The following is a 25,725-nucleotide window of genomic DNA, read 5'->3' on the forward strand; positions in this document are numbered from 1 at the left end:
CAAGCGAGCGCTTTCCGCGAGACGCCTGCCCCAGAAAATTTGGTTGCCAAAATTGGTGAACCCGGGGGGCGGGCGAATTGCGGGGCGAACTTTCCGACTGACCCGGTTCGCTTCGCCGGGGGGGTGGGGCTGAACAGGAACAGGCATGTCGATCTTCTCCCGACTTTTCAAACTCTCCTCTCAGGACATGGCCATCGACCTCGGCACGGCGAATACCGTGGTCTATGTGCGCGGGCGCGGCATCGTGCTCAACGAACCGTCGGTGGTGGCCGTCGAGACGCTGAACGGCGTGAAGCGGGTGAAGGCGGTCGGTGACGACGCCAAGCTGATGATGGGCAAGACCCCCGATTCGATCGAGGCGATCCGGCCGCTGCGCGACGGCGTGATCGCGGACATCGACGTCGCGGAGCAGATGATCAAGCATTTCATCACCAAGGTGCATGGCGGCAAATCGCGCCCCTGGCGCTTCCCGGAAATCGTGATCTGCGTGCCATCGGGTTCGACCAGCGTGGAGCGCCGCGCGATTCGCGACGCGGCCAGCAATGCGGGTGCTTCCCAGGTGTTCCTGATCGAGGAACCCATGGCCGCCGCGATCGGCGCCGACATGCCCGTGACCGAACCGATCGGGTCGATGGTGGTCGACATCGGCGGCGGCACGACCGAAGTCGCCGTGCTGTCGCTGCGCGGCCTGGCCTACACCACCTCGGTCCGCGTGGGCGGCGACAAGATGGACGAGGCGATCGTGTCCTTTGTGCGCCGGCATCACAATCTGCTCATCGGTGAAGCGACCGCCGAGCGGATCAAGAAGCAGTTCGGCGTCGCCCAGCCGCCCGAGGACGGCGTGGGCGAGACGATCCACATCAAGGGCCGCGACCTGGTGAACGGCGTGCCCAAGGAAATCTCGATCAACCAGGGGCAGATCGCCGACGCGCTGGCCGAACCGATCAGCACCATTGTCGAGGGCGTTCGCATCGCGCTGGAGAACACCGCGCCGGAACTGGCCGCCGACATCGTCGACCAGGGCATCGTCCTGACCGGCGGCGGCGCGCTGCTGAAAGGTTTGGACGACGAGTTGCGCGACGAGACCGGCCTGCCCGTCACCATCGCTGAAGATCCGCTGACCTGCGTCGCGATCGGCACTGGCCGCGCGATGGAAGACCCGATCTTCCGGGGCGTCCTTCAGACCGCTTAAGGGAGCGAGTGGATGGCGCGGCCACCCAGCCGACGCCCCGGGCACAACCGGAAGGCGCAATATAGCCTCTTCGCCAGCTATGTCGTGGCGATGACCGGCGCCGCCGTCGGCCTGCTTCTGGTGGTTGTCGCCATTTTCGATCCGACCGGCTTCGCCGCGATCCGCATCGCGACGGCGGAAATGACTCGCCCGGCGTCGGTCACGCTGAAGAATATGGTAAGCGGGGTTTCGTCCATCGACGAGGTGCTCGCCTCCTATTGGCAGGCGGGATCGCAGAATGTCGCGCTTCGCCGGCAGGTGGAAGCGGATCGCAACCGGATCATCGAGGCCAAGGCCGTCGCGCAGGAAAATCTTCGCCTCAAGAAACTGCTGAAGCTGGTCGAGGATGACGGCAGCCAATTGCTGACCGCGCGGCTGATCGCCTCCTCCTCCTCCAGCACGCGCCGCCTGGCCCGGCTGAATGCCGGGCGTTGGCAGGGGGTGCGGCCGGGCATGCCGGTACGCGCCCCGGAAGGGCTGATCGGGCGCATCCATATCACCACGCCCAATACGGCCGAGGTGCTGTTGCTTACCGACACCAGCAATATCGTGCCGGTGCGCCGGGCCAATGACAGCGTACCGGCGATTTCCACCGGGCTTGGCGATGGAACGCTGGAAATCCGGGCGCTGGCGGCGGGACGCAATCCGTTCAAGCCCGGCGATCTGCTCGTGACCTCCGGCATTGGCGGCGTCTATCAGCCCAATATCCCAGTGGCGGTGATCGTGCGGATCGAGGGCGAGATCGCCTATGGCGTACCGCTGGCCAATCCTTCCAAGGTGGATGCCGTGGTGGTCGAGCGCTCCTTCGAGGAAACGGTGACGCGAACCGATCCCAACGCGCCGGTCGAGCCGGAAGCGGGCACGAACGCGCCTTCCGGCGCACCGCCGCCATGATCGACTCGCATTTCCAGCATGTCCCGCGCCTCGGCCGCCATCCGTCGCGCCTGCGGTTGACCGGGACGCCCGTGATCACGGTCATGCTGGGATCGATTGTGACCGCGTTGCCGGTGATCGCGCAATCGCCGGTGATGCCGCCCTTCGGCCTGCTACTGCTGTTGACCTGGCGGCTGTTGCGGCCTGAGTTGTGGCGGGCCTGGATCGGCCTGCCGCTCGGCCTGTTCGACGACATGGCCAGCGGTCAACCGATCGGTTCGGCCATGTTCCTGTGGACCGTCACCCTGATCGCCATCGATGCGGTGGAATCCCGCATGGTCTGGCGCAGCTACCGCCAGGACTGGCTAATCGCCACGGCGGCGATTATCTTCTGCATTGCCGGCGGCGTCTTCTTCGCGCGGATCACCGGCGGAGGCGACGTGAAGCTGATCCTGGTGGCGCCGCAAATGCTGTGGACGGTCCTGCTCTTTCCCTTTGTCGTCCGGCAATGCGCCCGGATCGACCGCTGGCGCGTGATGGCATGAAGCTGCCCTTTTCCAAAAAAAAGACCGTTACCGAAGCTTCCCTGTCCTTTACCTTCACGCGCCGTGCGATGGTCGTCGGCGGGTTGCAGGGGGCGATCGGGACGATGCTGGTGGCCCGCATGGGCTGGATCAGCGTGGCGGAGAACGAGAAATATAATCTGCTGTCGGAAAGCAACCGGGTCAACCTGACGCTGATCCCCCCGCGGCGCGGATGGATCATCGACCGTAATGGCCGGCCACTGGCGAACAACCGCACCGACTTTCGCGTCGACCTGATCCCGGAACGGGTTACGGACGCGGAGAACACGATCCGCAGCCTGGCCCATCTGCTCGCGCTGACCGATGATGAGGTCGAGCGGATCAAGGAGGAACTGGACAAGTCGGCGGGCTTCCGCCCGGTGCAGGTGGCCGAAAAGCTGACCTACGACCAATATGCGGCGGTCAGCGTGCGCCTGCCCGACCTGCCGGGGGTAGCGCCGAGCCAGGGCTTTTCGCGCAACTATCCTGCAGGCGCGACGGTCGGGCATCTGCTGGGCTATGTCGGTGCGGCGTCAGCCAAGGATTATGAAGAGCGCAAGAACCCGCTGCTGATCACGCCGGGTTTCAAGGTCGGCAAGGATGGTCTGGAGCGATCCTTCGACCGGGAACTGACCGGAAAGCCTGGCGCGAAGCGGGTGGAAGTGACGGCACGGGGCAAGATCGTGCGCGAACTCACGACCAGGCCCGACACGCCGGGCAATGCGGTGAAATTGACCATCGACGCCGGATTGCAGGAATATGCGGGACGGCGGCTGGCGACGCAGAGCGGGTCGGTGGTGGTGATCGACTGCCATAATGGTGATGTGCTGGCGATGGCGTCGATGCCCAGTTTCGACCCCAACAGCTTTTCCGACGGCATCAGCCATCTGGAATGGGACATGCTGTCGAAGGACGACCATGTGCCCTTGCGCAACAAGACCTTGCAGGGCCTTTATCCGCCGGGATCGACGGTGAAGCCCATGGTGGCGCTGGCGCTGCTGGAGGCGGGGATTTCGCCGATGGACACGGTGAGCTGCTCCGGCGCCATCCGGGTCGGCAACACGCTGTTCCACTGCCACAAGAAGCGCGGGCACGGGTCGCTCAACATGCGCGGAGCGATCGCCCAGAGCTGCGACATCTATTTCTACCAGATGGCGCAGCGCATCGGCATGGACCGCATCGCCAGCATGGCGCATCGCGTGGGCATGGGCCAGAAATTCCCCCTGCCCTTCCCCAGCCAGAGTTTCGGCACGGTTCCCGATCCGGCGTGGAAGCTGAAGAAATATAACCAGAAATGGCAGGTCTATGACACGGTCAACGCGACCATCGGCCAGGGTTATATGCTGATCAACCCGTTGCAGATGGCGGTGATGGCATCGCGGCTGGCGACGGGCAGGCAACTGATGCCCAATTTCATCTTCGGTGCGCAGCGGCCAGCCCCTGCGCCGGTGGGCGTGAATGAGGAGCATCTGGTGACGATCCGCGACGCGATGAGCGCGGTGGTGAACGGCGGCGGCACAGGCGGTGCCGCGCGCATGACCGTGCCGGGCGTGCTGATGGCGGGCAAGACGGGGACGGCACAGGTCCGCCGTATCACCATGGCCGAACGCGGCGGCGGCGTCCGCAGCAACGCGTCCCTGCCCTTCAAGCTGCGCGATCATGCGCTGTTCCAGGGTTTCGCGCCGTTCGACAATCCGCGCTACGCCATTGCCTGCATCATCGAGCATGGCGGCCATACCAATCGCAACGAGGACGCGCCGATGATCGCGGCCGATACCATGACCTTCCTGTTCGACCAGGCCAAGGCGATGGAAAAGCTGGAAACGCTGGAAAAGGGCTGGGGCGGGCCTCCGGCCGAGCGGATGGCAAGGCAGATGGCCGCTTATCGGCTCGCCAAGGCGATCGAAAAGGGGGAGGCGCCGCCGCCCGAAGCGTCCAACGCGATGAATGGCGCTGAGACAAGCAACAATATGGCCGCTGCCGCCGTACCCCAGCCCCCTGCGGCCGCAACGCCGGCGGACGCCGATGACGCCCCCCCTCCGGCGGACAGCGCCCGATGAGCATCGTTCCGGAACCCTTGACCGAATTCCCCTGGCGCGTGCTGGGCATATTGCTTGCCATAGCGGGGTTCGGGACGCTGGTACTCTACAGCGCCGCGGGAGGCAGCATCACGCCCTGGGCGATCAACCAGGGCGTGCGCTTCGTCATCTTCTCCGTTATGGCGCTGGTGCTGAGCCGCATTCCGCTTGAGACCTTCGCCCGCTTCGCCTTTCCCGCTTATGGCAGCGTGCTGGTCGCCCTGTTCCTGGTCGAGTTGATCGGCGGGGTGGCGGGGGGCAGCCAGCGGTGGATCAACTTGGGCTTCATGCAATTGCAGCCTTCCGAATTCATGAAGCCGATCATCGTGCTGGCGGTCGCGCGCTTCTATGCATTGCTCCCGGTGGGGGAGATCAGACGCTGGAACGCGATCTGGCCGGCGCTGGTGCTGATCGGCGTACCCTTCATGCTGGTGCTGGTTCAGCCGGACCTCGGCACAGCGACGATGATCGCGGCGGGCGGGGTGACGGTGATGTTCCTCGCCGGATTGCCGCTGCGGCTGTTCGTGGGGTCGGGGCTGGCCTTCGCCGCCATCGTGCCGATCGCCTTCAGCTTCCTGCATGACTATCAGAAGAACCGCGTGCTGATCTTCATGGACCCGGAGAGCGATCCGCTGGGCGCGGGCTATCATATCAGCCAGTCGAAGATTGCCATCGGTTCGGGGGGCATTTTCGGCAAGGGCTTCCTCAAGGGCACGCAGAGCCATCTCGATTATCTGCCCGAAGGCCATACCGATTTCGTCTTCGCCACCATGGCCGAGGAATGGGGGCTGCTGGGCGGCGTGCTGCTGATCGGGGCCTTCATGCTTCTGTTCCGCTGGGGCATTGGCGTGTCGCTGCGCGCGCAGGACAAATATGCGCGGCTGGTGGCGGCGGGGCTGACCACGACGATCTTCTTCTATGTCGCGATCAACCTGATGATGGTCATGGGCCTGGCGCCGGTGGTGGGGATCCCCCTGCCCTTCATGTCCTATGGCGGATCGTCGATGCTGACGGTCATGCTGTGCGTCGGCATCATCATGGCGATCGAACGGTCGGGACGGCGGCGGAGCAGGCCGGGAAATTGGGGCTGAAACCGGCCTGTTCACAAAAATTTGCGACCAGAAGCGATTTCCTGTTTGCAAAGTCCGATGCGACTGCTAACAGCCCGCCCACGCCAAGGCGACGCCTCATCTAGGGCCTAGCCGAAAGCCGGTGTGGACGCATAGCTCAGTTGGTAGAGCAGCTGACTCTTAATCAGCGGGTCCTAGGTTCGAGCCCTAGTGCGTCCACCAGATTTTCAGCGGATCGGGACACAAGCCCAACGCCGGCGTGGACGCATAGCTCAGTTGGTAGAGCAGCTGACTCTTAATCAGCGGGTCCTAGGTTCGAGCCCTAGTGCGTCCACCAGGAAAATGCATCCACTCGGAAAATGCATTCCCCGGAACATTGCCGGATCGGCAAGCCCGTCTCCGGATCAGACCGGCAATGCGGTCGTGAATTTCGTCATCGACAAAGCGAAATGCGACGCAGCCCCCGCCACGGAAGAATGGCCGAGCAGCGTCATCATCAGGAAGCGGTTATAGTCCGCCACGTCCGCGACCACTATGCGCAGCAGATAGTCCCACTCTCCGGACATGGAGAAGCATTCGACGATCTCCGGGCGCCCATCGACAAATTGTTCGAACGCACGGCGCGATTCCTGCGCATGGCTGCGCATCCGGATATTGCAAAGGACGTTGACGCCGAGCCCGATCTTCTCCGGATCGACCAACCGCACGGTCCCGGCAAGGATACCCGCGCTCTCCAACGCCTTGATCCGGCGCCAGCACGACGCACTGGACGCGCCCACCTTCTCCGCCAAATCGGCATGGCTGAGTGTGGCATCCTCCTGCAAGGCTGCAATGATTTTGCGATCTATCGCGTCGATCTGCCGTTCCTGTTTCATGATCGGCAGAATAGGCAATCCCGTGATTTCATCCAAGAAGGTTCGTGGAACACCCACGCTGGTGCGGTGGGCCAGAAGAAAAGGTTCCGTAAATCTGTTTCCCTTTTCGGTCAGCCGGGCTATTCTGACGCCGGGTCGAAATTCGATGACCGGGGCTGCGAAATGATCGACCTTTCTCCTCAACCACGCGACAAGGGTTCAGGCACGGCGCATCCGGCGCCTCGGCACGACGCGGTCGATCGCAACGGGAAAGAGGACCGGTCAAGCCTCGCATGGTGGCGTCATTCCCATATATGGGCGGAGACGGCGATCCAGCGCCTGTCGCGCTGGGCAGGACCGGTCGCTCTTGCCCTGACGCTCGGTCTGCTGGGCTGGTGGATAATCCACTGATCCGCCTCATGATTCGGATTTAGCCAGGCTCGCTCCACCCCAAATCGTCTCGCGATGCAGCACTGCTCCAAAACGGATCGTCGCAAATGCAGGGCGGAGTGTCCTTTGAGACGAACGGATCATCGGAAAAGCGGGTCCGCGCGTCCCACGCCCGATTGCCAGCCTTTCGCAATTATGTCCTGCTGCTGCGCAACATAAATCAAAACGCAGCGGATGTCTGATGCTTACACACTGCCTCCCGGCGGTGATCCGTTTGACGTCATGACATAAAAAGGGTTGCAGATGTCGAAAATTGATCTGGCGATCGAAGGTGTTCCCAGTCGCCAGCCCGCAACAGCCGCCGGACAGCGGAACGCCAGGCTTTGGCTTTGCCTGTTGCTGCTGGTCGCCGATATGGCGGCGCTCGCGACGGGCTTCGCCTTCGGCCTGCGCGCGGCAGGCTTGCCCTGGCTCGCGGACGGACAATGGCAGCCGCTGGCGGGCGGAATGATCGTCTATGGCGTGCTGGCCTTCCACAACCAGGCTTACAATCCCCATTGCCTTACCCGCATGACCCAGTCCTGCCGCAGCGCGACCATGGCCTTTGCCGGGACGCTGCTGATCTTCCTGCTGGTGGTCTTCTCGCTGAAGGCAACGGGCAGCTTGTCCCGGCTGGGTGTATCGGCGGGCATAATGTGCAGCGGGACGCTGATCGTGCTGCAACGGTTGCTCATCGTGCAGACCGTCCGCCGCAACTTCGCCGACGGGCTGTTCGCGCAACTGTTGATCATCGATGACGGCGTCATTCCCGAAGATGTCAGCGGCATGGTGATCGTCGATGCGATCGCCATAGGCCTGAAGGCCGATCTCGACGATCCCTATATGCTGCACCGTCTGGGGACCATGCTGCGCGATTATGATCGGGTCGTGATCTCCTGCCCCGCGGAACGCAAGGCCGATTGGGCGCAGATGCTGAAGGGCGGCAACATATTGGGCGAGATCATCGTGCCCGAACTGGACCCGATGGCGCCGCTGGCCGTGCAGGCCTATCGCGGGACGCCGACGCTGGTGGTGTCACGCGGGCCGCTGAACCTTGCCAACCGGGCGAAAAAGCGGTTGCTGGATATCGTGCTGACGGTGCCGGTCCTGATCGCGCTCGCGCCGCTGATGGCGGTGATCGCGATCCTGATCAAGCTGGACTCGCCAGGTCCGGTCTTCTTCCGGCAGGAACGGATCGGGCGCGGCAACATGCTGTTCCATATCCTGAAATTCCGCAGCATGCGGGTCGAGCAATGCGATGCCGCCGGCGCGACATCCACCCAACGCCACGATAACCGGATCACCCGCGTCGGCGCCTTCATCCGCAAGACCAGCATCGACGAATTGCCGCAACTCATCAATGTGCTGCTGGGCGAGATGAGCCTGGTGGGGCCGCGCCCCCATGCGCTCGGCTCGACCGCGGAGGAACAGCTTTTCTGGCAGGTCGACCGCCAATATTGGCACCGTCATGCTCTGAAACCCGGCATTACAGGCCTGGCGCAGATCAGGGGCTTTCGCGGCGCGACCGAAACCCGGCGCGACATATTGAACCGGGTAGAGGCGGACCTGGAATATCTGCATGGCTGGAGCCTGATGCGGGACATTGCGATCCTGCTGGGCACGGTCAATGTCCTCGTCCACAAGAACGCATATTGAACACGACTCGAACGGGGATGCCAAGACGAAGCATTGGATCAAAAGTTCCTGAAAAAAGTTACGCACCCGATGTTTTTACGATGAACCGTTGAGCAAAACGGTTCATCCCTATCCCAGATCAAGAATCACCACGCCGTCGACTGTCATATGCGACGAATTGATGTCACTTCCCCCTGCGCTCCAACTATTTGTTAACCGCAAAATCGGATATTAACGTCATCAGCAATCGGGCGGCGGGAATATCGACGTGGCGGAAGATTTTGCGGGCATCGCGGTAGTGCAACCTTCATTGATGGACAAGGCGGAGGCGCGCCGGGAATTTCCGGTGCGGGCCGATGCGGCCACCTTTGCCGACCGCGCCGAGAGCGGCATCCAGTTCGTCTCGCGCTGGGCCGGCATCCTGGCCTTCGTCGGCGCCGTCGCCGCCATTGCCTGGCTGATCCTCTGAAGCGGACTCGCGCCGCTTAGCTTTCTCCCAGATGAACAGCCTCAGGGTGCGTCGGACATGGGTTCGCCGCGCCCTTTTTGCGATGAACCGAGCCGTTGTTTTGACACGACAAGCCGATTTCCAGACGGTGGCTTTACGGTGAAATCCTTCTAGCATGCCCTGATTGCTGCAATGCAATAAGGGTCATAAGATTGTATAGAGATAATAATCCGCGTTTGCGGGGCAGCTTTCACGCGCCCTGCGAACGAAAAATTTTTCGGTCACGCGCTTTCATCGCGGCGGCATGGAGTGGCGCTGCAATGTTGGCGATGTTACCGCTCGTCTTGCATGCGCAGGAGGACGATGACACGACTGTCCAGAAGCAGCCGAAAAATCCCACGGAACAAAAGCGAATCCAGGATTATGGGCTTCATCTGACGGCGGGCTTGGATCTTCTCTATGACGACAATGTCTATCGCGTCGATGACAGGGTCGAAAATCCGAAAGACGACCTGATCGTCACCCCTTCGCTGGAGGCGACCTATGGCATGCCGGTCGGCCGGCACGACATCCTTCTGCGCGGCAAGATCGGCTACGACCGCTTCGTATCCGAAGGACAGCGCAGCAAGTTGCGGCTGGATACGGAGGCGAAGGCGAACATCCGCTTCGGCGCGACCTGCCTGATCACGCCCCGCGCCGCCTATCGCCAGCAGCGGGCCGATTATGGCGACATCAACTCCGCGACCGAAAATCTTCAGAAATTCGCGACCGTTGGCGCGGATTTCACGTGCGAACGGCCTGGACTGTTCCCGGTTGCAAGCTATGAGCGCGACACCACGCGCAACGCCGCACAGTTCGACTATGCCGATCAGACCAGCGACACTTTCATGGGCGGCGTTGGCTATAGCAAGCCCAGCCTCGGCACGCTGACCGCTTATTATGAGCGGGTGAACAGCAAGCGCGACACGCTGGGGATCGAGAACCGGATCAACAGCTATGGCCTGCGCTTCCAGCGGTCCGTTTCCCCGATCACGCAGATCGATGCGGATATCCGCTGGCTGGACGTGAACAGCGATAGCGCGGCGGTGGGCGGCTATGACGGCCTAGGCTGGAAGGTCAGCCTGTCGACGACCGCCATTCCGCGCCTGAAGCTGACCGCGACGACCGAGCGGGCGATCATCAATGACAGCCTGATCGCCAGCGGCTTCGCCATTGACACCAGTCATCGCATCCAGGGCGAATTCTCGATCTCCGAACTGACATCGGCCGGGCTGTATGCGGAATGGGACCGACGCAAGTTCCGGCAGGATGCAGCGCTTCGTCCCTATTCGATCACGGCCGATCGCAATCGTCGCTTCGGTGCCATGCTGACGAGGAAACTTTCGGACCGTTTCGATCTTACGCTCGATGCCCAGCATTATATCCGCAGAACTGACACCAGCGTCTCCAACTATAGCGGTACGCAAGTGACGCTGGGTGCAGCTCTGCATTTCTAGATCCTCATATATTTGGGAGCCAATGGCTGTGAAAGCTGAAACTCTCGCCAAAAGTCTTTCCGCCCTGCTGATGATTGCGGGGCCGGTGACGGCGACTGCACAAAATAGCACGGGCGCTGCCGCGATGACTGCGACCGTTCCACCCCCGTCGGCGGCCAGCGCTGGTTATCAGCTTGGGCCGAACGACGAACTGAAGATTTCCGTCTTCGGACAGCCCGACCTGTCGACCACGACCCGCATCAAGGAGGACGGCACGGTCGTCCTCGCACTGGTGGGGCCGCTGACGGCGAAGGGCAAGACGACGTCGCAGCTCGCCCAGGATATCGAGGCGGGCTATGCCAGCGGAGGCTATCTCACTAAGCCCTCGGTCAGCGTAGAGGTCAGCAATTATGTCAGCCGCTTCGTCACCGTCCTGGGCAATGTGCCGCAGGCAGGAAACTATCCGCTCGACCGCGATTATACGGTGGCCTCGATGCTCGCCAAGGCGGGCGGGTCGACCAAGGATGGCGCCAATGCCGTCATCCTGACTCCTGCCGACGGCAGCGGGCCGGTGCGCATTTCGCTGGCCGACATGGCGGCGGGCGCGATGCGGCCGTTGAAGGCGGGCGACACGCTGTTCGTGCCGCCCGCCGAGAAAGTCTATGTCTACGGCCAGGTCCAGCAGCCCGGCGCCTTTTCCTATGTGCCGGGGCAAAGCTTCCGGCAGGCATTGGCGCTGGCCGGCGGACCGACGCTGGCAGGTTCCACGAAACGCATAAAAGTGCGCCGGGAGGGGAAGGAAATACAGGCCAATCTGGACGATCCGGTGAAGCCTGAAGATGTCCTCATCATCCGGGAGAAGCTGTTTTGACGACACTCGATCAAGGCTTCACGCAACCACGGTCCGGTCTTTTCGACCGGTTCATGTCCCTGACCCGCAGCGCCGACAAACGCAACGAGCGCATCATTCCCGACGATGTGCCGCTGCATCTGGACGTGCCGGCATTGCCCGGCTTCCGGCAGGAGGCGCTGGAGATGGAAGCGGGAGAATCCGCCCATCGCCCGCTGTCGATGAGCGCCATGGCCGCGCCGATCAAACCGATCAGCCTGCGCCGCGACAGCATCTATGCCGCCTTCAACACCGCCATGCCGGTGACGGACCGCCATGGCCTGGCGGGGCGCAACAGCGAGTTGGAGAAGCTGGTCGAGGCGATCGTCGTGCAGCGCAAGCATGCCGTGATCTTCGGCACGCGCGGATCGGGCAAGACCTCGCTCGCCCGTGTGTTCGGCGATCTGGCCGATGAGGCTGGCTGTATCGCCCTTTATGCCTCGGCCAACGGCGAAGCGGATTTCGATTCCCTCTTCCGCCCCTTCCTGACCGAACTGCCGATGAGCAACACGGGACAGGAGCGGGTGCGCAAGATGATGGGCGAACGGCTCGACGTCTCCCGCCTCTCCGCCCTGCTGGTGGAGGAGGTGCGCGAACGTTCGATCCTCATCATCGACGAATATGACCGGGTGCAGTCCGAAACCGCCAAGCAGGAAGTCGCGACGCTGCTCAAGCTGCTGACCGACATCCACTCGCCGGTGCAGGTCGTGCTGGTCGGTATTGCGAGCGACATTGACGGGCTGATCGCAGCCCATCCATCGCTGCGCCGCCACCTGGCGTCGCAGCGGGTAGCGCCGATCCCCAAGCCGGAGCTGGAGCGACTGCTGCTGAGCTGCGCCGGCAATGCCCGGCTGTCCATAGACGACGATGCGTTGGACATGCTGTCGGGCGCGGCGATGGGTTCGCCCTATCATGCCCGGCTGTTCGGCATGTCGGCGGCCCTGGCGACGGAGGCCGGCGGTCGCGACCGCATGATCCTGTCCGACATCGAGCAGGGCCTTGTGTCCGCTCTCGAGGATTGGGAGGAGATGAGCGGCCAGACCTACGCGCTGTTCCGCCGCATCCTGTGGGAAGCCGGCTCGACGCGCCGGATGATCGCGCTGGCCGCCGTTGTGGCGTCTCAGATGTCGGCCATTTCCTATGAGCGGCTGGTGAAGCTAGGCCATGAAGTGCTGGGCGGCGGGTCGATCAACGAAGGACAGGCGCGCGACGCCATGGCGCGGTTGCAACCCGCCCTGGTCGCAACGCCCAATGGCGAACTGTGGATGTTCGAAGATACGCTGGCGCCGCAATTCCTGCTGCTGATGGCGAAGCAGCCGGTGCAGAGCGCGCCGCCTGTCCAGACGCCTGCCGAGGAAATGCGCGCGCTGCTCAAGGGAGTGGACGGGCTATGACCATGAACCCCATCGATTTGCTGGCGGCGCTTCAAGCGCGCTGGCGCACGGCGGCGATGATCGGGGGCATATTGTTCCTGATGATCGCCATCCTCGCCTTCATCCAGCCGCGCCAATATATGGGTACGGCTTCGCTGCTGCTCGACCTGTCGCAGACGGACCCGACCGACGCCAATGCGGCGCAGGGTGCGAAGCCGGACACGGACTCCATCCTCGGCACCCAGACCGACATCATGCGCAGCGGCAAGGTGATGAACGCCGTCGCCAAGGAGGCGGGCTTCGTCGACGCTCAGCCGACCGACATGCCCGCCGATGCGCGGTTGCAGAACGCCGCCGCGGTGGTGAGCAAGAACATGCTGGTCACCACCGGCCGGCAGAGCAACGTACTCCAGGTCCAGTATCTGGACCCCGATCCGCAGGTCGCGGCGAAGGTCGCGAACCTGATCGCCAAGATCTACATGCGCGAGCAGGTCGAACTGCGCGCCTCTCCGGCCCGCGGCTCCGCCAAATGGTTCGATCAGCAAACGGAAGAGGTGCGCCGCCGTTACGAACTGGCGCAGAAGAAGCTGTCCGATTTCCAGCGGGCGCATGACATCATCGGCATCAACCGTATGGACCTTGAGGCCGAAAAGCTGAAGAACATGTCCTATCAGCTCACCCAGGCGCAGGCGGAAGCCGCCGCAGCCCGGTCGAAGGCCGGCGCGGGCGCCGTGTCCGACATCGAAGGATCGCTGATCGTCCAGAATTTGCAGGAACAGGTGGCGCAGCAATCCGCCCGCGTGTCCGAACTGCAAAAGACACTCGGTCCCAATCATCCGTCCATGGCGGCGGCCAATGCGCAGCTTTCAGAACTCCAGTCCAAGCTGGCGGCGGCCCGATCCAGCCAGGCAGGCGCGGTCAATGCGAACAGCGTGGCGGCCAGCCGTCGTGAGGGCGACCTCAAATCCAACATGGCGGGCCAGGAGGATCGCATGATCCGCATGTCCGATGTGCAGGACCAGTTGATGGTCATGCAGCGCGACGTCGATGCGGCACGGCAGACCTATGACACGGTGCGCCAGCGCTTCAACGAGGCGGCGCTCAAGAGCCAGATCTCGCAGCCCAATGCCAGCCCGCTGGACGAGGCGACCGTGCCCCTCCTGCCTGCCAAGCCCAACATCATGCTGTGGCTGGTCGGCGGCGTCGCGCTGGGTCTGGTCGGCGGGATCGCGGCCGTGATCCTCATGGAGATCGTCCATCCGCGCGTTCGCTCGGCCGCTGGCGTGGCCCGCGCGACCGAAGTCGAAGTCATCACCGAACTGATGCCGGTCCCGACCCATGGTGGCTGGTTCTTCAAGCAGCAGGAGGCCGCATGAGACTGCGTTCCACGGCAGGCGCACCGCCTCAACTCGCATCGAGTGGCATGGGGGGCAGCCCAAGCAACCTGCGTCCCCGCGCCCGCGACAGCCATAATTTCGCCCGCCTCGCGGTGGAGCATGGTTTTCTCGCCGAAGACGATGTCCACAAGGTCGAGGCCCATGCCCGGTCCCAGGGTCTGGCGCTGCATGATGCGGCGGTCGACCTGGGGCTGTTGAACCCCGAGGACGCGGGGATACTCGCGGCCTTGCAGGGCGGCTTCGCCCTGCTGCCGGAGGGCGACCAGCGGATCGATCCGCTCGTGGTCGCGGCGTTCGATCCTGCCAATGCCTATGCCGCCAAGGTGCGGACCATCCGCGCCAAGATGCGAGCGGCCGCCAAGGATGGCGATCCAGCCTCCCTGCGGCTGGCGGTACTGGCGATCGAAGCGGGTGACGAAGCCGCGATCATGGCGGCCAACCTCGCCGTCGTGCTGGCGCAGATGGATGGGCAGACCATGTTGATCGACGTCGACATGGGGCGGCCTTCGCTCGACCGGCTGTTCCGCATCGCCAACAAGGCGGGGCTTGCCGAGCAGTTGATGGGCAGCGCGGCGCTGCTTCCGGCCGCGAAGACCGCGGTCGAAGGGCTGTGGCTGATGACCGCTGGCCGGGCTTCGGGCAGTGCGACCAGCCTCATCACCCGTGGTCCGCTGGCCGAAACCGCCAATGGCTGGGGCCTACGCGACACGTCGATGCTGTTCTACCTCGCCGAGCGTAAGGGGGACCAGACGCCCTATGGCAGCATCCTTGCAGGCTTCGACGCGGTGGTGATCGTCGCGCGGCGCGGCGATACGGCGATCGCCGACATGCGCCGCGTGATCGACGATCTCGACCGTCATGGCGTGCCCATTGCCGGGACGGTGATTGCATGAGCGCCGAACAAGCGCTGGCGCGCCGCCAGCCCCTTCCCTCACCCGGCATCGGCCAGGACGCGCCCGTCGCTCAAGTCGGCGGCGTACCGGTTTCCACATTGTCGCTGGACGCGCTGATCGCCAAGATGCTGATCGAGGCGCCCCTGCGGCGAAGTCTCGATCAACCGCCCCTGCTGGTGTTCGACGCCAACGGGCAGGGTCTGTCGATGAACGCCAGCGACCCGGTTTTCCGAACCAATCTGGCGCAGGCGGACCTGATCCATGCCGATGGACAGATCATCGTCATGGCGTCCCGCTGGTTCGGCGGCCCGCCTATCGCGGATCGTTCCAGTACCACCGACATGTTCACCGACAGCCTGAAACCGGCGGCAGAGGCGGGGGTCCGCTATTATCTGCTGGGCGCGGAGGAGAAGGTGAACGCGCAATGCGCCAGCCGGATCGTCGCCATGGCGCCGGGGCTTCAACTCGCGGGACGCCGCAATGGCTTCTGGAGGCCGGAAGAGGAAGATGCGGTGATCGATGCGATCAATGAAACCGCACCCGACATCCTGTGGGTCGGCACCGGCAAGCCGCGCGAGCAGGCCTTCTGCGTGCGCCACCGGCACCGGATCAAGGCCGGCTGGATCGTCACCTGCGGCGGCCTGTTCAACTATATCACCCGCGATTATCCGCGCGCGCCGCTGTGGATGCAGAAATCGGGGTTCGAATGGCTGCACCGCATGGCGACGCGGCCCAAGGAACTCGCCTGGCGCTATATCACCACCAATCCGCACGCGCTCTGGCTGATCTGGAAACACCGCCATGGCTGAAGCCCAAGCGGCTGAAAACCCTCCGATGACGGGCCGCGTCCAGCGACTGGGCAATCTGTTCGGCCGCTTTGGCCTCGCCAGCCTGTCTTCGGCGGTCGTCTCGGTCAGCCACCTGCTGGTCCAGCTTTTCTCGATCCACCATCTGGGAACGGCGGCCATCGGTACGCTGGCCTTCCTGCTGGTGATCATCCAGTTCGGCTACAGCCTGTCCAATGCGCTGGTGTCGACGCCCTACACCATCGCCGTGAACCAGGGCGAAGAGGCGGAAGGGAAGAATTTCGACTTCTTCTTCCCCGTCAACCTGATGCTGGCGGCCAGCCAGGGGATGATCTGCGCCGCCATCGCCTGGGCCACGGCTTCGCCCATGGCGGCTTTGCTGTTCGGCATGGCAGGGACGCTGTCGCTGATCCGCTGGTTCGGGCGGTCCAATGCCTATGCCCATCACGCCCCGGCGCGGGCCGCCCGGTCGGACATGGCCTATGCCGGGACGATCCTTGCCGGGCTGCTGATCGCGTTGCGGACGGGCGCGGATATGCCCGTCATCGGCGGAATGCTGGTGACGGCGAGCCTGATGGGACTGCTGCCCTTCGGCACTGCCTATCTGCGGCGGCATTTCGCCATGGCCCCTGGCCGCGCGCTCGGCGCCTATCGGCCGGTGTGGAAGGAACAATCGGCCTGGACGCTGGTCGGTGTGCTGTCGACCGAAGCCACCTCCAACTCGCACAGCTATATCGTGACGCTGCTGGCCGGGCCCACGGCCTTCGCGCCGGTCGCGGTGGGGATGCTGTTCTTCCGCCCGGTCAATGTTTGCATCACCGCCCTCACCCAGTTGGAGCGTCCCCGCATGACCCGCGCCGTCGCGCGTGGCGATCATGGCGCGGCGATCAAGTCGGAGCGGGTTTTCATGGCGGCGCTGGTCATGCTGTGGCTCGCGACCTGCCTGGTGGCGGCGATTGCGCTATATTTCTTCCCCGGCCTCATTCTGAAGCCCACGCTCGACCATCGATTGGTGATGATCGCGGTCGGCCTTTGCGCCCTGCTCTCGCTCGTCCAGTGCGTTCAGACGCCGATGAGCGTCATGACCCAGGCCCGGCGCGCTTTCCGTCCCCTCGCCGCGCAGAGCATGCGCAGTTGCGTCGTCGGTCTGATCGCCGTCACACTGCTGGTGTGGGGCACCGCGCCTGTCTTTTCCATCGGCGGCGTCGTGCTGTCGCAGCTCGTCATGATGCTCGGCATCTGGCAGCTCGACCGCCGATGGCGGCGTGACCAGCAGGAAACCGCCTGACCATGGCGACAAGCTGGCATCGCAGCGGTTTTGCCGCCCCCGCCGCCCCCGCGACCCGGGCCGACAGCGGTAGCTCGACGCTCGTCTGGGTGGCGCAGGTCTTCTACTTCGTTTTCCTGATGATGGTCTTCATCGGGCAACAGCCTTTCGCGTCCCGTACGCAGGAAGAACTGGTGGCGATGGCCGAAGCCAATGACGGCTCGGACCTGTTCAAGCAGGCCCTGTTCATCGGTTTCGCCCTGCTGCTGACGGCGGTGCAGATAATGCGCAAGCAGCCGCTGAAATACCGGTTCACCTTCTGGCCGTTGGCGATCATGCTGGTGTGGTTCTTCATCACCTGCACATGGGGCGTCGCGCCGTTCATTTCCTTCAAGCGGGCGATGCAGCAGTTGATCGTGATCTACATCACTTTCTGCGCCCTTTCGCTGATCGGACCGGAACGGCTGTTCAACGCCCTGCGCGCGGCGTTGATCGTGTCCCTGATCATCTGTTGGGCATCGCTGCCCCTGATACCGGCGGCGGTCCACCCGGCGACCGAAAGCGACAAGGCGTTGATCGGCGCGTGGCGCGGTTTCTTTTTCCACAAGAATATCGCGGGCGCCGTCATGGCGCTTTGCTTCATCGTCTGCGGCAATAGCTGGATCGACAAGCGCAAATGGTATTATGCCCTCTTCGCGGTCATGGCCTTCGTGTTCGTGATCGGGACCAAGAGCAAGACATCGCTGGCCCTTTGCGTCGGCATGCTGGCGATCAGCAACATCTATCGCGCGCTGAGCGACAATACGCAGAAACGGGCGATCCTGCTGTTGATGCTGGGCTTCGGCATGGTCGGGTTCCTGGGTCTCTATATCGCCTATCAGCCGACCATCGAGCGGTTGTTCGCCGATCCCACTGCCTTCACCGGGCGGGTGTCGATCTGGCAGGTGCCGCTGGATTATCTGGCGGACCATCCCTATCTGGGCGCGGGGTTCGGCGGCTTCTGGCAGGTCGGCGCCAACAGTCCGGCCTATGATTATCTGAACCAGCAGTTCCAGATGCTGACTGCCCATTCGCATGACGGTTATCTGGAAATCTGGGTGACGACCGGGCCGTTGGGCCTGGCCATGTTGCTGGTCAGCTTCCTGGCCTTGCCCGCTTATTGGTTCCTGACCGGATCCACCAGGGAGAATCAGGCGCTGATGGTCCCGGCCTTCGCGATCTGGGTCTTCGTCATGTATCAAAATCTGCTGGAAACCAGTTTCTTCGACAAGGATCGCCAGGTCTGGGTGATCTTCCTCGCGGCGATCGCGACCGCGCACGCCAGTTTCAAGGCCAGGCCGCGCCCGACATGGTCGCGGCGGCACATCCCTCATCAGGCGGAGACCGTGAATGGCTAGGATCATCGTCTGCATCGCCACGTGCAACCGGCCTCAGGGATTGCGGCGGACCTTGGAGTCCCTTGCCGCGCAGCAAACGCAGCACGATCTGGAAGTGCTGGTCGCCGACAATGACGCCGCCCGGCAGGAGGGCATGGCCGTCGTCGAGCAGATGGCGTCGCAGGGCTATCGCTGGCCGATCGAGGCGCTGCTGGTGGCGGAGCGCGGCATTCCGCTGGTGCGCAATGCTTTGGCGGCGGCGGCCATGGCGCGGCCCGGTGTGACCCATGTCGCCATGCTGGACGACGACGAGGCCGCCTCCCCCGGCTGGATCGATGCCATGGCGGAAACGGCGGCGCGCTGGGATGCCGATGTCGTCGGCGGCGCCGTGCTGCGCGAGATGGACAGTGCCATCGCGCCCTGGGCGGTTCGCCATCCCCTCCTCGCCTCCAAACAGCGCGGGCGATCCGGCCCGGTCGCGCTGGTCGACAGCACCGCCAATGTGCTGATGGCGGCGGCGGCGCTGCGCGCCATGGGGGATCGTCCGTTCGACGAACGCATGGCGCTGACCGGCGGGTCCGACAAGCAACTCTTCACCCGCATGCAGCGCAAGGGTTTCCGCTTCGCCTGGTCGGAGGAGGCGGTCGTCACCGAACTCATCCCGGCCAGCCGCGTCACCGCCAAATGGCTGCTGATGCGCGGCTATCGCGTAGGCATGACCGACATGATGGTGGAGCGTTTCCACAAGGGGCGCGTGCGCGCATTGCTGGGCGAAGCGCCGCGCATCGTCGCGGGATTCCTCATCGGCTCGCTGGGCGCCGTCACGACGTTCGACAAGGGCAAGCGGGTCGAGCGCCTCGGCAAGCTCTATCGCGCGGCAGGCAAGATCGCGGGCCTCGCCGGATTTCACTATGAAGAATATCGAAAGGTGCATGGCGCATGAGCAATGCAGCCCCGAACGGCGCACAACCCTTCTTCTCCGTCGTCATCCCCCTCTACAACCGGGCGGAGATCGTCGGTGACACGATCCGATCCGTGCTGGCGCAGGACTGGCAGGATTTCGAGATCGTCGTGATCGACGACGGATCACGCGACAATCCGCAGCCGGTGATCGACGCCATCGGCGACCCGCGCGTCCGCTATATCCGGCAGGACAATGCGGGCGGCGGCGCAGCACGCAATGCCGGGATCAGGGCGGCCGACGGGCGCTATATCGCCTTTCTCGATTCCGACGACCTGTTCCTGCCGGGCAAGCTTTCCATCATGGCGCAGGCGCTGGCCGGGGACGATGGCAGCGCGGTGCTCTATTCCCGCATGAAGGTCGACCGGGGCGTCGACCGCTACTGGATCAGGCCCGATCGCGGCATCCGCGAGGGCGAGGATGTGGGCGAATATCTGTTCTGCGCCAACCAGTTCATGCAGACCAGCACCATGGTCGTGCCCACCGCCATGGCGCAGGAGGTGTTGTTCGACCCGGCGCTCAAAAAGGGCCAGGATCTCGACTTCTGCGTCCGGCTTCAGGGCGCGGGCGCGCGGTTCCGGATGATCGACCAGCCGCTGACCGTCTGGCTCGACGCGACCGAGGCGGGCCGGACTTCCTATGTGAAGGGATATGAAACCTCACTCGACTGGCTCGACCGTTGCGGCCATATGCTCACCAACCGGGCGCGGCGCGGCTATCGGGCGACCGTGCTCGCCTATCATATGGCGCCGATCAAACCCGTCGTCGCGATCAAGGACCTCGCCGTCGGCATGGTCGCGGGAGGAGTCCCCCCCCGCGTGATCGCCCGGCAGGTGCTGCGTTCCTATCTGCCGAAGCCGCTCTACCGTTCGCTCGTCAACGGGTTCGTGCTGCGGTTCGGCAAGGCAGGGACCCTCACGAGCGGAGCCAGTTCGTGATGACCGCATGGCAACCTCCGTCCAGCCTCAAGGCGGTCGCCGCCACGCCGCTCTTTTCCGTCGTGATTCCCACCTATCAGCGGCGCGACGCGGTCGTCGCCGCCGTCGTCTCCGCGCTCGAACAGACCATCGCGATCATCGAGGTGATCGTGGTGGTGGACGGGTCGACCGATGGGACGGAGGTCGCGCTGGGCGCAATCAACGATCCGCGCCTCAAGGTCATCGTGCAGGAAAATCGCGGCGCGGCGGCGGCACGGAACAAGGGCATCGACCATGCGCGAGGACGTTATATTGCCTTCCTCGACTGCGATGACCGCTTCCTGCCGCATCATCTGGCCGACCTGCTGCCGCTGGTGCAGAAAAGCGAAGAGATCGTCGCCTATGGGCAGGTGCTGGCCGACCGCGGCGAAGGGCGCAATTTCCTGAAGCCCCCTCGCGCCATCGCCAGCGGTGAAACCATGGACCGCTATCTGATGTGCGACCGGGGTTTCATCCAGACCAGCAGCATGGCGCTCGGCCGGGCGCTGGCGAAGCGGGTGCGCTATCGCGAGGACGTGAAATTCGGCGACGACACCGATTTCGCGATGCGCCTGGCGCTGGCCGGTGCCCGCTTCCTGATGACGGAGCGGCCCGGCACCATCTGGGCCGACCGCCATGCCGAGGACCGCCTGTCGCAGGTGCGCGGCAGCGTCGGCAGCCTTGGCTGGCTTCGCGATTTGAAGCCCCATATCTCCGCCCGCGCCTTTTCCGCCTATATGGGCTGGCACGCGGCGAAGAGCATCTGGCCGACCAGCCGCAGGCAGGCGATGCGCTATTATCTCGAAGCGGTCTGCCGGGGCGCCTTCGGTCCGCGTATGGCGGCGACAGTATTGTTGCAGATCGTCATGCCCGACCCCGTCTACCGGCGCATGTCGGACCGGCTGATCGACCTGTCGCACATGATTGCGGGCAAAGGACAAAGGCTATGAAACGGCGTGAATTTCTGGCCGGCGCGCTGGCGCTCGGCGCCTGCTCGCCGGTGCCCTCCAGCCGGGCGGAGGCAAGCATCTCGTCCGAAGGTCTCGCCGCCCATGCACGACGGTCGGGCCGCTATTTCGGCGCGGCGATCAAATCCCGCCAGTTGCGCGAAGACCCCGATTTCACCGCCGCCGTCGCCCGCGAATGCGACATGGTGGTGCAGGAATATGAGCTGAAGCGCGGCACCACCGAACCCAGGCCCGGCAAATATGATTTCAGCGGCGCCGACCAGATCATCGCCTTCGCCCAGGACCATGGGATGAAGGCGCGCGGCCATGCGCTGGTCTGGTACGCGGCCCAGCCGGACTGGCTGGAACCGGCGCTGAAGCAGGCAGATCTCACCGGCCGCGAAAAGCTGATGACCAGCTATATCGACATCGCCATGCCCCGCTATGCCGGCAAAATCGGCGAATGGGACGTGGTCAACGAAGCGATCGAACCCAATGACGGCCGCGCCGACGGCATGCGCGCGAAAAGCATGTGGCTGGACGCGCTGGGGGAAGATTATATCGACATCGCCTTCCACCGCGCGCGCGAAGTCGATCCCCGGCCCATGCGGTTTCTGACCGACTTCGGCCTCGAACATGATTCCCCCCGCTGCGAGCGTCGTCGCACCGCGATGCTGAAACTGCTCGACCGGCTGATGGCACGCAATGTGCCGGTCGATGCGGTCGGCATACAGGGACATTTGAAGCCCTATAAGGAGGGCTTCGATCAGGCGGTCTTCGCGCGTTTCCTGGAACAGCTGAGCGGATATGGCCTGGCCCTGTCGGTGACGGAATTCGACGTGGCCGACAAGGGCGGCCCACCCAATCCCGACAAGCGCGACGGTGAGATCGCCTCGGTGGCCAAGGCCTTTCTGGACGTGGCGCTGGACAATCCGGCGATGCGCTCGGTCCTCTGCTGGGGCCTGTCCGACCGCTATAGCTGGCTGTCCAACTATCCCGACTATAAATGGTCCGACGGCCAGCTTTCCCGCGTCCTGCCGCTCGACGGGCAGATGCGCCGCAAGCCGCTCTGGGATGCCATTGCCTCCGCCTTCGACGCGGCGCCGCCGATCGGCAGGACAGCCTCCAGGAGAACAGGCGCATGAGAATTTCCTCGCTCACCGGCCTGCGCGGCGTGGCGGCGGTATCGGTGCTGCTGTACCATATCCCGCATAATCCGACGTTCGAGGCCTTCCGCCTGCCTCTCTTCTCGCGAGCCTATCTGGCGGTCGACCTGTTCTTCATCCTGAGCGGCTTCGTCATTTCGTTCGGCTATCACGACCGGGTGGTGAACCATCTGGGGCGGTCGAGCTATGTCGATTTCCTCGTCAACCGCATGGCGCGGGTGTGGCCGCTGCACCTGATCGTGACGTTGGTGTTCATGGCCAGGATCATCCTCAACGTCTCGGGCAATCAGGCAATCGCACTCGACCTGCCCAATGTGGCGACCAACATATTGATGATACAGAGCTGGGGCTGGGGCACGGAACCGATCGCCGGCAATAGCTGGTCGGTCAGCACGGAGGTCGCCGCCTATCTCCTCTATCCGCTGATCGCGATCTTCGCCTTTTCGCGATGGGCCTGGGCGCAGGGCCTGCTCTGCATCGGGATATTGGCGCTGGTCGCCTCATCGGGTCTTGGGGCCAGCGGACCGCTGGACGTCAATGACAGCGATACGGTGCTGACCCTGCTACGCTGCCTTGCGGGCTTTTCGCTGGGCGTCCTCACCTATCGCTGCGCGGAAAGGCCCTGGTGCAAGCGGCTGGTGGACCGGACAGGCGGTTTTGCCATCGTCTGCGGCCTGATGGCTTTGGCGCTGCTGCTGCCCGGAAAGGCCGATGTGCTGGTCGTCTGCCTGATGCCGCTGCTGGTGCTGAGCTGCTATTATAACGGCGCGGCGGCGCGGGCAGTGATGGCCAATCCCGTCAGCTTCCACCTCGGCCTCATCAGCTATTCCATCTATCTTTGGCATCCGCTGGTCCGTGACGTGGCGGCGCGGGCCATGAGCGTGGCCCACAAACATGGCATGACGAGCATCGACGGGCTTTTCGTGGTGGGGATGCTGGTCTCGACATGGCTGCTCTGCTGGGCCAGCTATGTACTGATCGAGGTGCGCGGGCATCGGCTCATCAAATGGCTCCAGCGCGGCGGCCGGTCGCGCAAGCCCGCGCGGGAGGCGACCGTCTGATGCCCGCCATCTGGATCGCCATCCCCACATTCCGGCGACCCGACCGGCTCGCGCATCTGTTGCAGACATTGCCGGGCGTGGCGGGCTGCCATGATGTGATGGTGCTGGTCGCGGACAATGATCCGGAGCGGCAGGAGGGCGCAGCGGTAACGCGGCGGTTGCAGGCGGGGGGCTACGCCCTGCCGCTGACGCTGCTGACGGTCGGGCAGCCCGGCCTGTGCGCCGTGCGCAATGCCATTGCCGAAACGGCACTCTGCGATCCCGCCATGCGCTTCGTCGCCATGATCGACGATGACGAATGGCCGCAACCGGGCTGGCTGGACGCGCTGCTGATCTGTCAGGCGCAGGTCGGCGCAGATGTGGTCGCCGGACCGGTCGATAGCTGTTTCGTCGGCGATCCGCCGCGCTGGGCGAGGGAAACCCTGGTCTTCTGTCCGGAAGAGCGGCCATGGGGCGCCGCGCCGATGCTGTGGGCCAGCAACAACCTGCTGGTCAGCCGCCGGACCTTCGCGATGATCGACGCGCCCTTTTTCGATCCCCGGTTCAACCGCAGCGGCGGCGAGGATCTCGATTTCCTGGCGCGCCTGCGCGATGCCGGCGCCCGCTTCGGCTGGTCCCCCGACGCGCGGGTCAGCGAATGGGTGCCGGCGGAACGGGCACGCCTGTCATGGGTGTTGCGCCGTATGTGGCGGATCGGCTGCACCGAAACCATGGCCCGGCAAAAGTCCCTGCCCGGCCGGATCGGAACGATGAAGTTGCTCGCCCGATCGCTTGCCATATTGGCGCTGCGCACGGTCGGCCTCGCCGCCATGCTGCTGCCCGGCGCACGTCGGGTCGACATTGCCGGGCAGTGGATCAAGAGCTGGGGACGCCTCTACGCCCTCTCGGGCGGCGTCCGCAGCCATGCGGTGGTGGGCCATTATGGCGCGCTGTAGATGCGGAAGCTCTTGATGATCATGTCACCCGAGCCATCGTCATAGGCGCCATTCGTCTTCACCGCGACATCCATGATCGGATACCAGCGATGGCCCTGGAAGGGGTTCACCGACTGATAGGTCTCCACACCATCGACGAACCAGGTGATGTAATCCCGCTGGATATCCACGGCGAAGCGGTGGAACCCCTGGCTGTATCCCGTGAGACCATAGGCCTGTTGCGACTGGATCGTGACGCCGCGCGCATCATAGCGGGTGCCGTTCGCGCCCACATGGATGGTGTGCGCGATATGCCGGTCGAAATCCCAATAGCTCTGATAGCCGAAACCCTCATAGATATCGATTTCCGGCGGCCAGCCGCTGGTCGAGATCAGCCAGAAGGCGGGCCATGACCCGCGCCGGTTGGGCATCCTGGCTTCCCATTCATATTGGCCATAACCAATCTGCGAAGCCAGGAAATTGCGGCCGTCCAGTACCGATGAACCGTAATACCAGGTCTGGCCGTCATAATTGATCGGGGTCTTCAGCTTCTGCGTATGCAGCACCAGCCCGCTCGTACCCCAATAGACCGGCCCCTCGACGCCAGGAAAGACCGAGGAGTCGAGGTATAATCCGGTTTCCCCATTGGCGATCTGGGTACGTCCGTGGGACAGTGACGTGGCCCAGCGGTCCCATCCGCCATCCGGCGAACGCTTGTGCGTATCCTTCGCGAGTTCGAACTGTAGCGTGCCGGTCGGCGCGAATGTACGCGGTTCGCGGAAGGTGCCGGTCGCCTGGGCCGTGGCCAGTGCCGTGCTGGAGGCGGTGATCGTCGCCGTCGCCTGGCCCTGAAGCCCGCCCCAGGGCGCTTCACGCAGCTTGAGCTGGAACTGCTGGCCTTCGGTTGCGGCGATGATCGGCACCGCTACGGTCTGGATCAACGGATCGCCGGGACGGAAGATCACCACCGTGTCGACGGTCTGGTAATTATAGCCGGAAATGGCGCGATAGGTGCCCGATCCGTTGACCGTCGTAATCCGCGCGATCACCGTGTTGGGCGTCG

The 25,725-nt window shown here is 64.0% G+C and carries 24 protein-coding genes and 2 tRNA genes; 24 read left to right on the plus strand and 2 right to left on the minus strand.

Annotated features, from left to right (window positions below):
* The first annotated feature begins 145 nt into the window (after nucleotides 1-145).
* From CAF53_RS16230 to CAF53_RS16260, 7 genes are all read left to right on the plus strand, one after another.
* Nucleotides 146-1,192, plus strand: a complete 1,047-nt coding sequence (locus CAF53_RS16230) for a rod shape-determining protein (protein ID WP_007685698.1) — start codon at nucleotides 146-148, stop codon at nucleotides 1,190-1,192.
* Between the two features lie 12 nt (nucleotides 1,193-1,204).
* The gene (gene mreC / locus CAF53_RS16235) at nucleotides 1,205-2,125 is read left to right on the plus strand and encodes a rod shape-determining protein MreC (RefSeq protein WP_046763005.1); all 921 of its coding nucleotides are present in this window, start codon (nucleotides 1,205-1,207) and stop codon (nucleotides 2,123-2,125) included.
* Nucleotides 2,122-2,649 carry a rod shape-determining protein MreD gene (mreD, locus tag CAF53_RS16240; RefSeq protein ID WP_046763006.1) on the plus strand — a complete coding sequence of 176 codons (528 nt, stop codon included), beginning with the start codon at nucleotides 2,122-2,124 and terminating at the stop codon, nucleotides 2,647-2,649. Before mreC ends, mreD begins: the two co-directional genes overlap by 4 nt.
* A complete protein-coding gene (gene mrdA, locus CAF53_RS16245; protein WP_046763007.1) occupies nucleotides 2,646-4,727 on the plus strand; it encodes a penicillin-binding protein 2 in 2,082 nt (693 codons plus the stop codon). Before mreD ends, mrdA begins: the two co-directional genes overlap by 4 nt.
* Nucleotides 4,724-5,836: a rod shape-determining protein RodA gene (gene rodA / locus CAF53_RS16250; protein ID WP_046763008.1), complete on the plus strand. Its 1,113-nt coding sequence runs from the start codon at nucleotides 4,724-4,726 to the stop codon at nucleotides 5,834-5,836. Before mrdA ends, rodA begins: the two co-directional genes overlap by 4 nt.
* A 125-nt stretch (nucleotides 5,837-5,961) precedes the next feature.
* A tRNA-Lys gene (locus CAF53_RS16255) sits at nucleotides 5,962-6,037 on the plus strand.
* Nucleotides 6,038-6,076: 39 nt separating this feature from the next.
* A tRNA-Lys gene (locus CAF53_RS16260) sits at nucleotides 6,077-6,152 on the plus strand.
* Between the two features lie 67 nt (nucleotides 6,153-6,219).
* Here the strand turns inward: CAF53_RS16260 and CAF53_RS16265 are convergent.
* On the minus strand, nucleotides 6,220-6,690 hold the full coding sequence (locus CAF53_RS16265; protein WP_100238621.1) for an Lrp/AsnC family transcriptional regulator: 471 nt from the start codon (nucleotides 6,688-6,690) through the stop codon (nucleotides 6,220-6,222).
* A gap of 162 nt (nucleotides 6,691-6,852) precedes the next feature.
* On the opposite strand from CAF53_RS16265, the gene CAF53_RS16270 reads away from it, so the two are divergent.
* The 17 genes from CAF53_RS16270 to CAF53_RS16350 all read left to right on the plus strand — a co-directional run bounded on the left by CAF53_RS16270 (nucleotide 6,853) and on the right by CAF53_RS16350 (nucleotide 24,683).
* Entirely contained in the window at nucleotides 6,853-7,080 is a 228-nt protein-coding gene (locus CAF53_RS16270; protein ID WP_046763283.1) for a hypothetical protein, read from the plus strand.
* A gap of 282 nt (nucleotides 7,081-7,362) precedes the next feature.
* Nucleotides 7,363-8,754, plus strand: coding sequence for a sugar transferase (locus tag CAF53_RS28105; RefSeq protein WP_046763010.1), 1,392 nt, complete (start codon nucleotides 7,363-7,365; stop codon nucleotides 8,752-8,754).
* 247 nt (nucleotides 8,755-9,001) lie between these two features.
* Nucleotides 9,002-9,202 (plus strand): hypothetical protein, encoded by a 201-nt coding sequence (locus CAF53_RS16280; protein ID WP_046763011.1) that lies wholly within the window; start codon nucleotides 9,002-9,004, stop codon nucleotides 9,200-9,202.
* Between the two features lie 299 nt (nucleotides 9,203-9,501).
* The gene (locus CAF53_RS16285) at nucleotides 9,502-10,677 is read left to right on the plus strand and encodes a hypothetical protein (RefSeq protein WP_100238622.1); all 1,176 of its coding nucleotides are present in this window, start codon (nucleotides 9,502-9,504) and stop codon (nucleotides 10,675-10,677) included.
* Between the two features lie 28 nt (nucleotides 10,678-10,705).
* The gene (locus CAF53_RS16290; RefSeq protein ID WP_100238866.1) at nucleotides 10,706-11,527 is read left to right on the plus strand and encodes a polysaccharide biosynthesis/export family protein; all 822 of its coding nucleotides are present in this window, start codon (nucleotides 10,706-10,708) and stop codon (nucleotides 11,525-11,527) included.
* Nucleotides 11,524-12,939, plus strand: a complete 1,416-nt coding sequence (locus tag CAF53_RS16295; RefSeq protein ID WP_100238623.1) for an ATP-binding protein — start codon at nucleotides 11,524-11,526, stop codon at nucleotides 12,937-12,939. Before CAF53_RS16290 ends, CAF53_RS16295 begins: the two co-directional genes overlap by 4 nt.
* Nucleotides 12,940-12,941: 2 nt before the next feature.
* Nucleotides 12,942-14,294, plus strand: coding sequence for a GNVR domain-containing protein (locus CAF53_RS16300; RefSeq protein WP_242443462.1), 1,353 nt, complete (start codon nucleotides 12,942-12,944; stop codon nucleotides 14,292-14,294).
* A complete protein-coding gene (locus CAF53_RS16305) occupies nucleotides 14,291-15,208 on the plus strand; it encodes a capsular biosynthesis protein (protein ID WP_100238625.1) in 918 nt (305 codons plus the stop codon). The genes CAF53_RS16300 and CAF53_RS16305 overlap by 4 nt, the downstream gene beginning before the upstream one ends.
* Complete coding sequence (locus CAF53_RS16310) at nucleotides 15,205-16,017, plus strand: WecB/TagA/CpsF family glycosyltransferase (protein WP_100238626.1); 813 nt, start codon at nucleotides 15,205-15,207, stop codon at nucleotides 16,015-16,017. The genes CAF53_RS16305 and CAF53_RS16310 overlap by 4 nt, the downstream gene beginning before the upstream one ends.
* Nucleotides 16,010-17,302, plus strand: a complete 1,293-nt coding sequence (locus CAF53_RS16315; RefSeq protein ID WP_100238627.1) for a polysaccharide biosynthesis protein — start codon at nucleotides 16,010-16,012, stop codon at nucleotides 17,300-17,302. The genes CAF53_RS16310 and CAF53_RS16315 overlap by 8 nt, the downstream gene beginning before the upstream one ends.
* Nucleotides 17,303-17,304: 2 nt before the next feature.
* Nucleotides 17,305-18,678: an O-antigen ligase gene (locus CAF53_RS16320; RefSeq protein ID WP_100238628.1), complete on the plus strand. Its 1,374-nt coding sequence runs from the start codon at nucleotides 17,305-17,307 to the stop codon at nucleotides 18,676-18,678.
* Nucleotides 18,671-19,600 carry a glycosyltransferase gene (locus CAF53_RS16325; protein ID WP_100238629.1) on the plus strand — a complete coding sequence of 310 codons (930 nt, stop codon included), beginning with the start codon at nucleotides 18,671-18,673 and terminating at the stop codon, nucleotides 19,598-19,600. The genes CAF53_RS16320 and CAF53_RS16325 overlap by 8 nt, the downstream gene beginning before the upstream one ends.
* Nucleotides 19,597-20,556 (plus strand): glycosyltransferase family 2 protein, encoded by a 960-nt coding sequence (locus tag CAF53_RS16330; RefSeq protein ID WP_100238630.1) that lies wholly within the window; start codon nucleotides 19,597-19,599, stop codon nucleotides 20,554-20,556. The genes CAF53_RS16325 and CAF53_RS16330 overlap by 4 nt, the downstream gene beginning before the upstream one ends.
* The gene (locus tag CAF53_RS16335; RefSeq protein ID WP_046763021.1) at nucleotides 20,556-21,524 is read left to right on the plus strand and encodes a glycosyltransferase family 2 protein; all 969 of its coding nucleotides are present in this window, start codon (nucleotides 20,556-20,558) and stop codon (nucleotides 21,522-21,524) included. The genes CAF53_RS16330 and CAF53_RS16335 overlap by 1 nt, the downstream gene beginning before the upstream one ends.
* Nucleotides 21,521-22,666: an endo-1,4-beta-xylanase gene (locus tag CAF53_RS16340; protein WP_046763022.1), complete on the plus strand. Its 1,146-nt coding sequence runs from the start codon at nucleotides 21,521-21,523 to the stop codon at nucleotides 22,664-22,666. Before CAF53_RS16335 ends, CAF53_RS16340 begins: the two co-directional genes overlap by 4 nt.
* Nucleotides 22,663-23,748 (plus strand): acyltransferase, encoded by a 1,086-nt coding sequence (locus tag CAF53_RS16345; RefSeq protein WP_100238631.1) that lies wholly within the window; start codon nucleotides 22,663-22,665, stop codon nucleotides 23,746-23,748. The genes CAF53_RS16340 and CAF53_RS16345 overlap by 4 nt, the downstream gene beginning before the upstream one ends.
* Nucleotides 23,748-24,683, plus strand: a complete 936-nt coding sequence (locus CAF53_RS16350; RefSeq protein ID WP_100238867.1) for a glycosyltransferase — start codon at nucleotides 23,748-23,750, stop codon at nucleotides 24,681-24,683. The genes CAF53_RS16345 and CAF53_RS16350 overlap by 1 nt, the downstream gene beginning before the upstream one ends.
* Here the strand turns inward: CAF53_RS16350 and CAF53_RS16355 are convergent.
* The coding region (locus CAF53_RS16355; protein ID WP_100238868.1) for a family 16 glycosylhydrolase at nucleotides 24,668-25,725 on the minus strand (1,058 nt) is incomplete at its 5' end. The two genes, CAF53_RS16350 and CAF53_RS16355, sit on opposite strands and share 16 nt — an antisense overlap.

The sequence above is a fragment of the Sphingobium sp. LB126 genome (genome assembly GCF_002795205.1).
Taxonomy (GTDB): Bacteria; Pseudomonadota; Alphaproteobacteria; order Sphingomonadales; family Sphingomonadaceae; genus Sphingobium; species Sphingobium chungbukense.

Coding starts and splice junctions, on each gene's coding strand:
- CAF53_RS16230 (WP_007685698.1), top strand. CDS start 146: ATGTCGATCTTCTCCCGACTTTTCAAACTCTCCTCTCAGGACATGGCC.
- mreC (WP_046763005.1), top strand. CDS start 1,205: ATGGCGCGGCCACCCAGCCGACGCCCCGGGCACAACCGGAAGGCGCAA.
- mreD (WP_046763006.1), top strand. CDS start 2,122: ATGATCGACTCGCATTTCCAGCATGTCCCGCGCCTCGGCCGCCATCCG.
- mrdA (WP_046763007.1), top strand. CDS start 2,646: ATGAAGCTGCCCTTTTCCAAAAAAAAGACCGTTACCGAAGCTTCCCTG.
- rodA (WP_046763008.1), top strand. CDS start 4,724: ATGAGCATCGTTCCGGAACCCTTGACCGAATTCCCCTGGCGCGTGCTG.
- CAF53_RS16265 (WP_100238621.1), bottom strand. CDS start 6,690: ATGAAACAGGAACGGCAGATCGACGCGATAGATCGCAAAATCATTGCA.
- CAF53_RS16270 (WP_046763283.1), top strand. CDS start 6,853: ATGATCGACCTTTCTCCTCAACCACGCGACAAGGGTTCAGGCACGGCG.
- CAF53_RS28105 (WP_046763010.1), top strand. CDS start 7,363: ATGTCGAAAATTGATCTGGCGATCGAAGGTGTTCCCAGTCGCCAGCCC.
- CAF53_RS16285 (WP_100238622.1), top strand. CDS start 9,502: ATGTTGGCGATGTTACCGCTCGTCTTGCATGCGCAGGAGGACGATGAC.
- CAF53_RS16300 (WP_242443462.1), top strand. CDS start 12,942: ATGAACCCCATCGATTTGCTGGCGGCGCTTCAAGCGCGCTGGCGCACG.
- CAF53_RS16305 (WP_100238625.1), top strand. CDS start 14,291: ATGAGACTGCGTTCCACGGCAGGCGCACCGCCTCAACTCGCATCGAGT.
- CAF53_RS16310 (WP_100238626.1), top strand. CDS start 15,205: ATGAGCGCCGAACAAGCGCTGGCGCGCCGCCAGCCCCTTCCCTCACCC.
- CAF53_RS16315 (WP_100238627.1), top strand. CDS start 16,010: ATGGCTGAAGCCCAAGCGGCTGAAAACCCTCCGATGACGGGCCGCGTC.
- CAF53_RS16320 (WP_100238628.1), top strand. CDS start 17,305: ATGGCGACAAGCTGGCATCGCAGCGGTTTTGCCGCCCCCGCCGCCCCC.
- CAF53_RS16325 (WP_100238629.1), top strand. CDS start 18,671: ATGGCTAGGATCATCGTCTGCATCGCCACGTGCAACCGGCCTCAGGGA.
- CAF53_RS16330 (WP_100238630.1), top strand. CDS start 19,597: ATGAGCAATGCAGCCCCGAACGGCGCACAACCCTTCTTCTCCGTCGTC.
- CAF53_RS16335 (WP_046763021.1), top strand. CDS start 20,556: ATGACCGCATGGCAACCTCCGTCCAGCCTCAAGGCGGTCGCCGCCACG.
- CAF53_RS16340 (WP_046763022.1), top strand. CDS start 21,521: ATGAAACGGCGTGAATTTCTGGCCGGCGCGCTGGCGCTCGGCGCCTGC.
- CAF53_RS16345 (WP_100238631.1), top strand. CDS start 22,663: ATGAGAATTTCCTCGCTCACCGGCCTGCGCGGCGTGGCGGCGGTATCG.
- CAF53_RS16350 (WP_100238867.1), top strand. CDS start 23,748: ATGCCCGCCATCTGGATCGCCATCCCCACATTCCGGCGACCCGACCGG.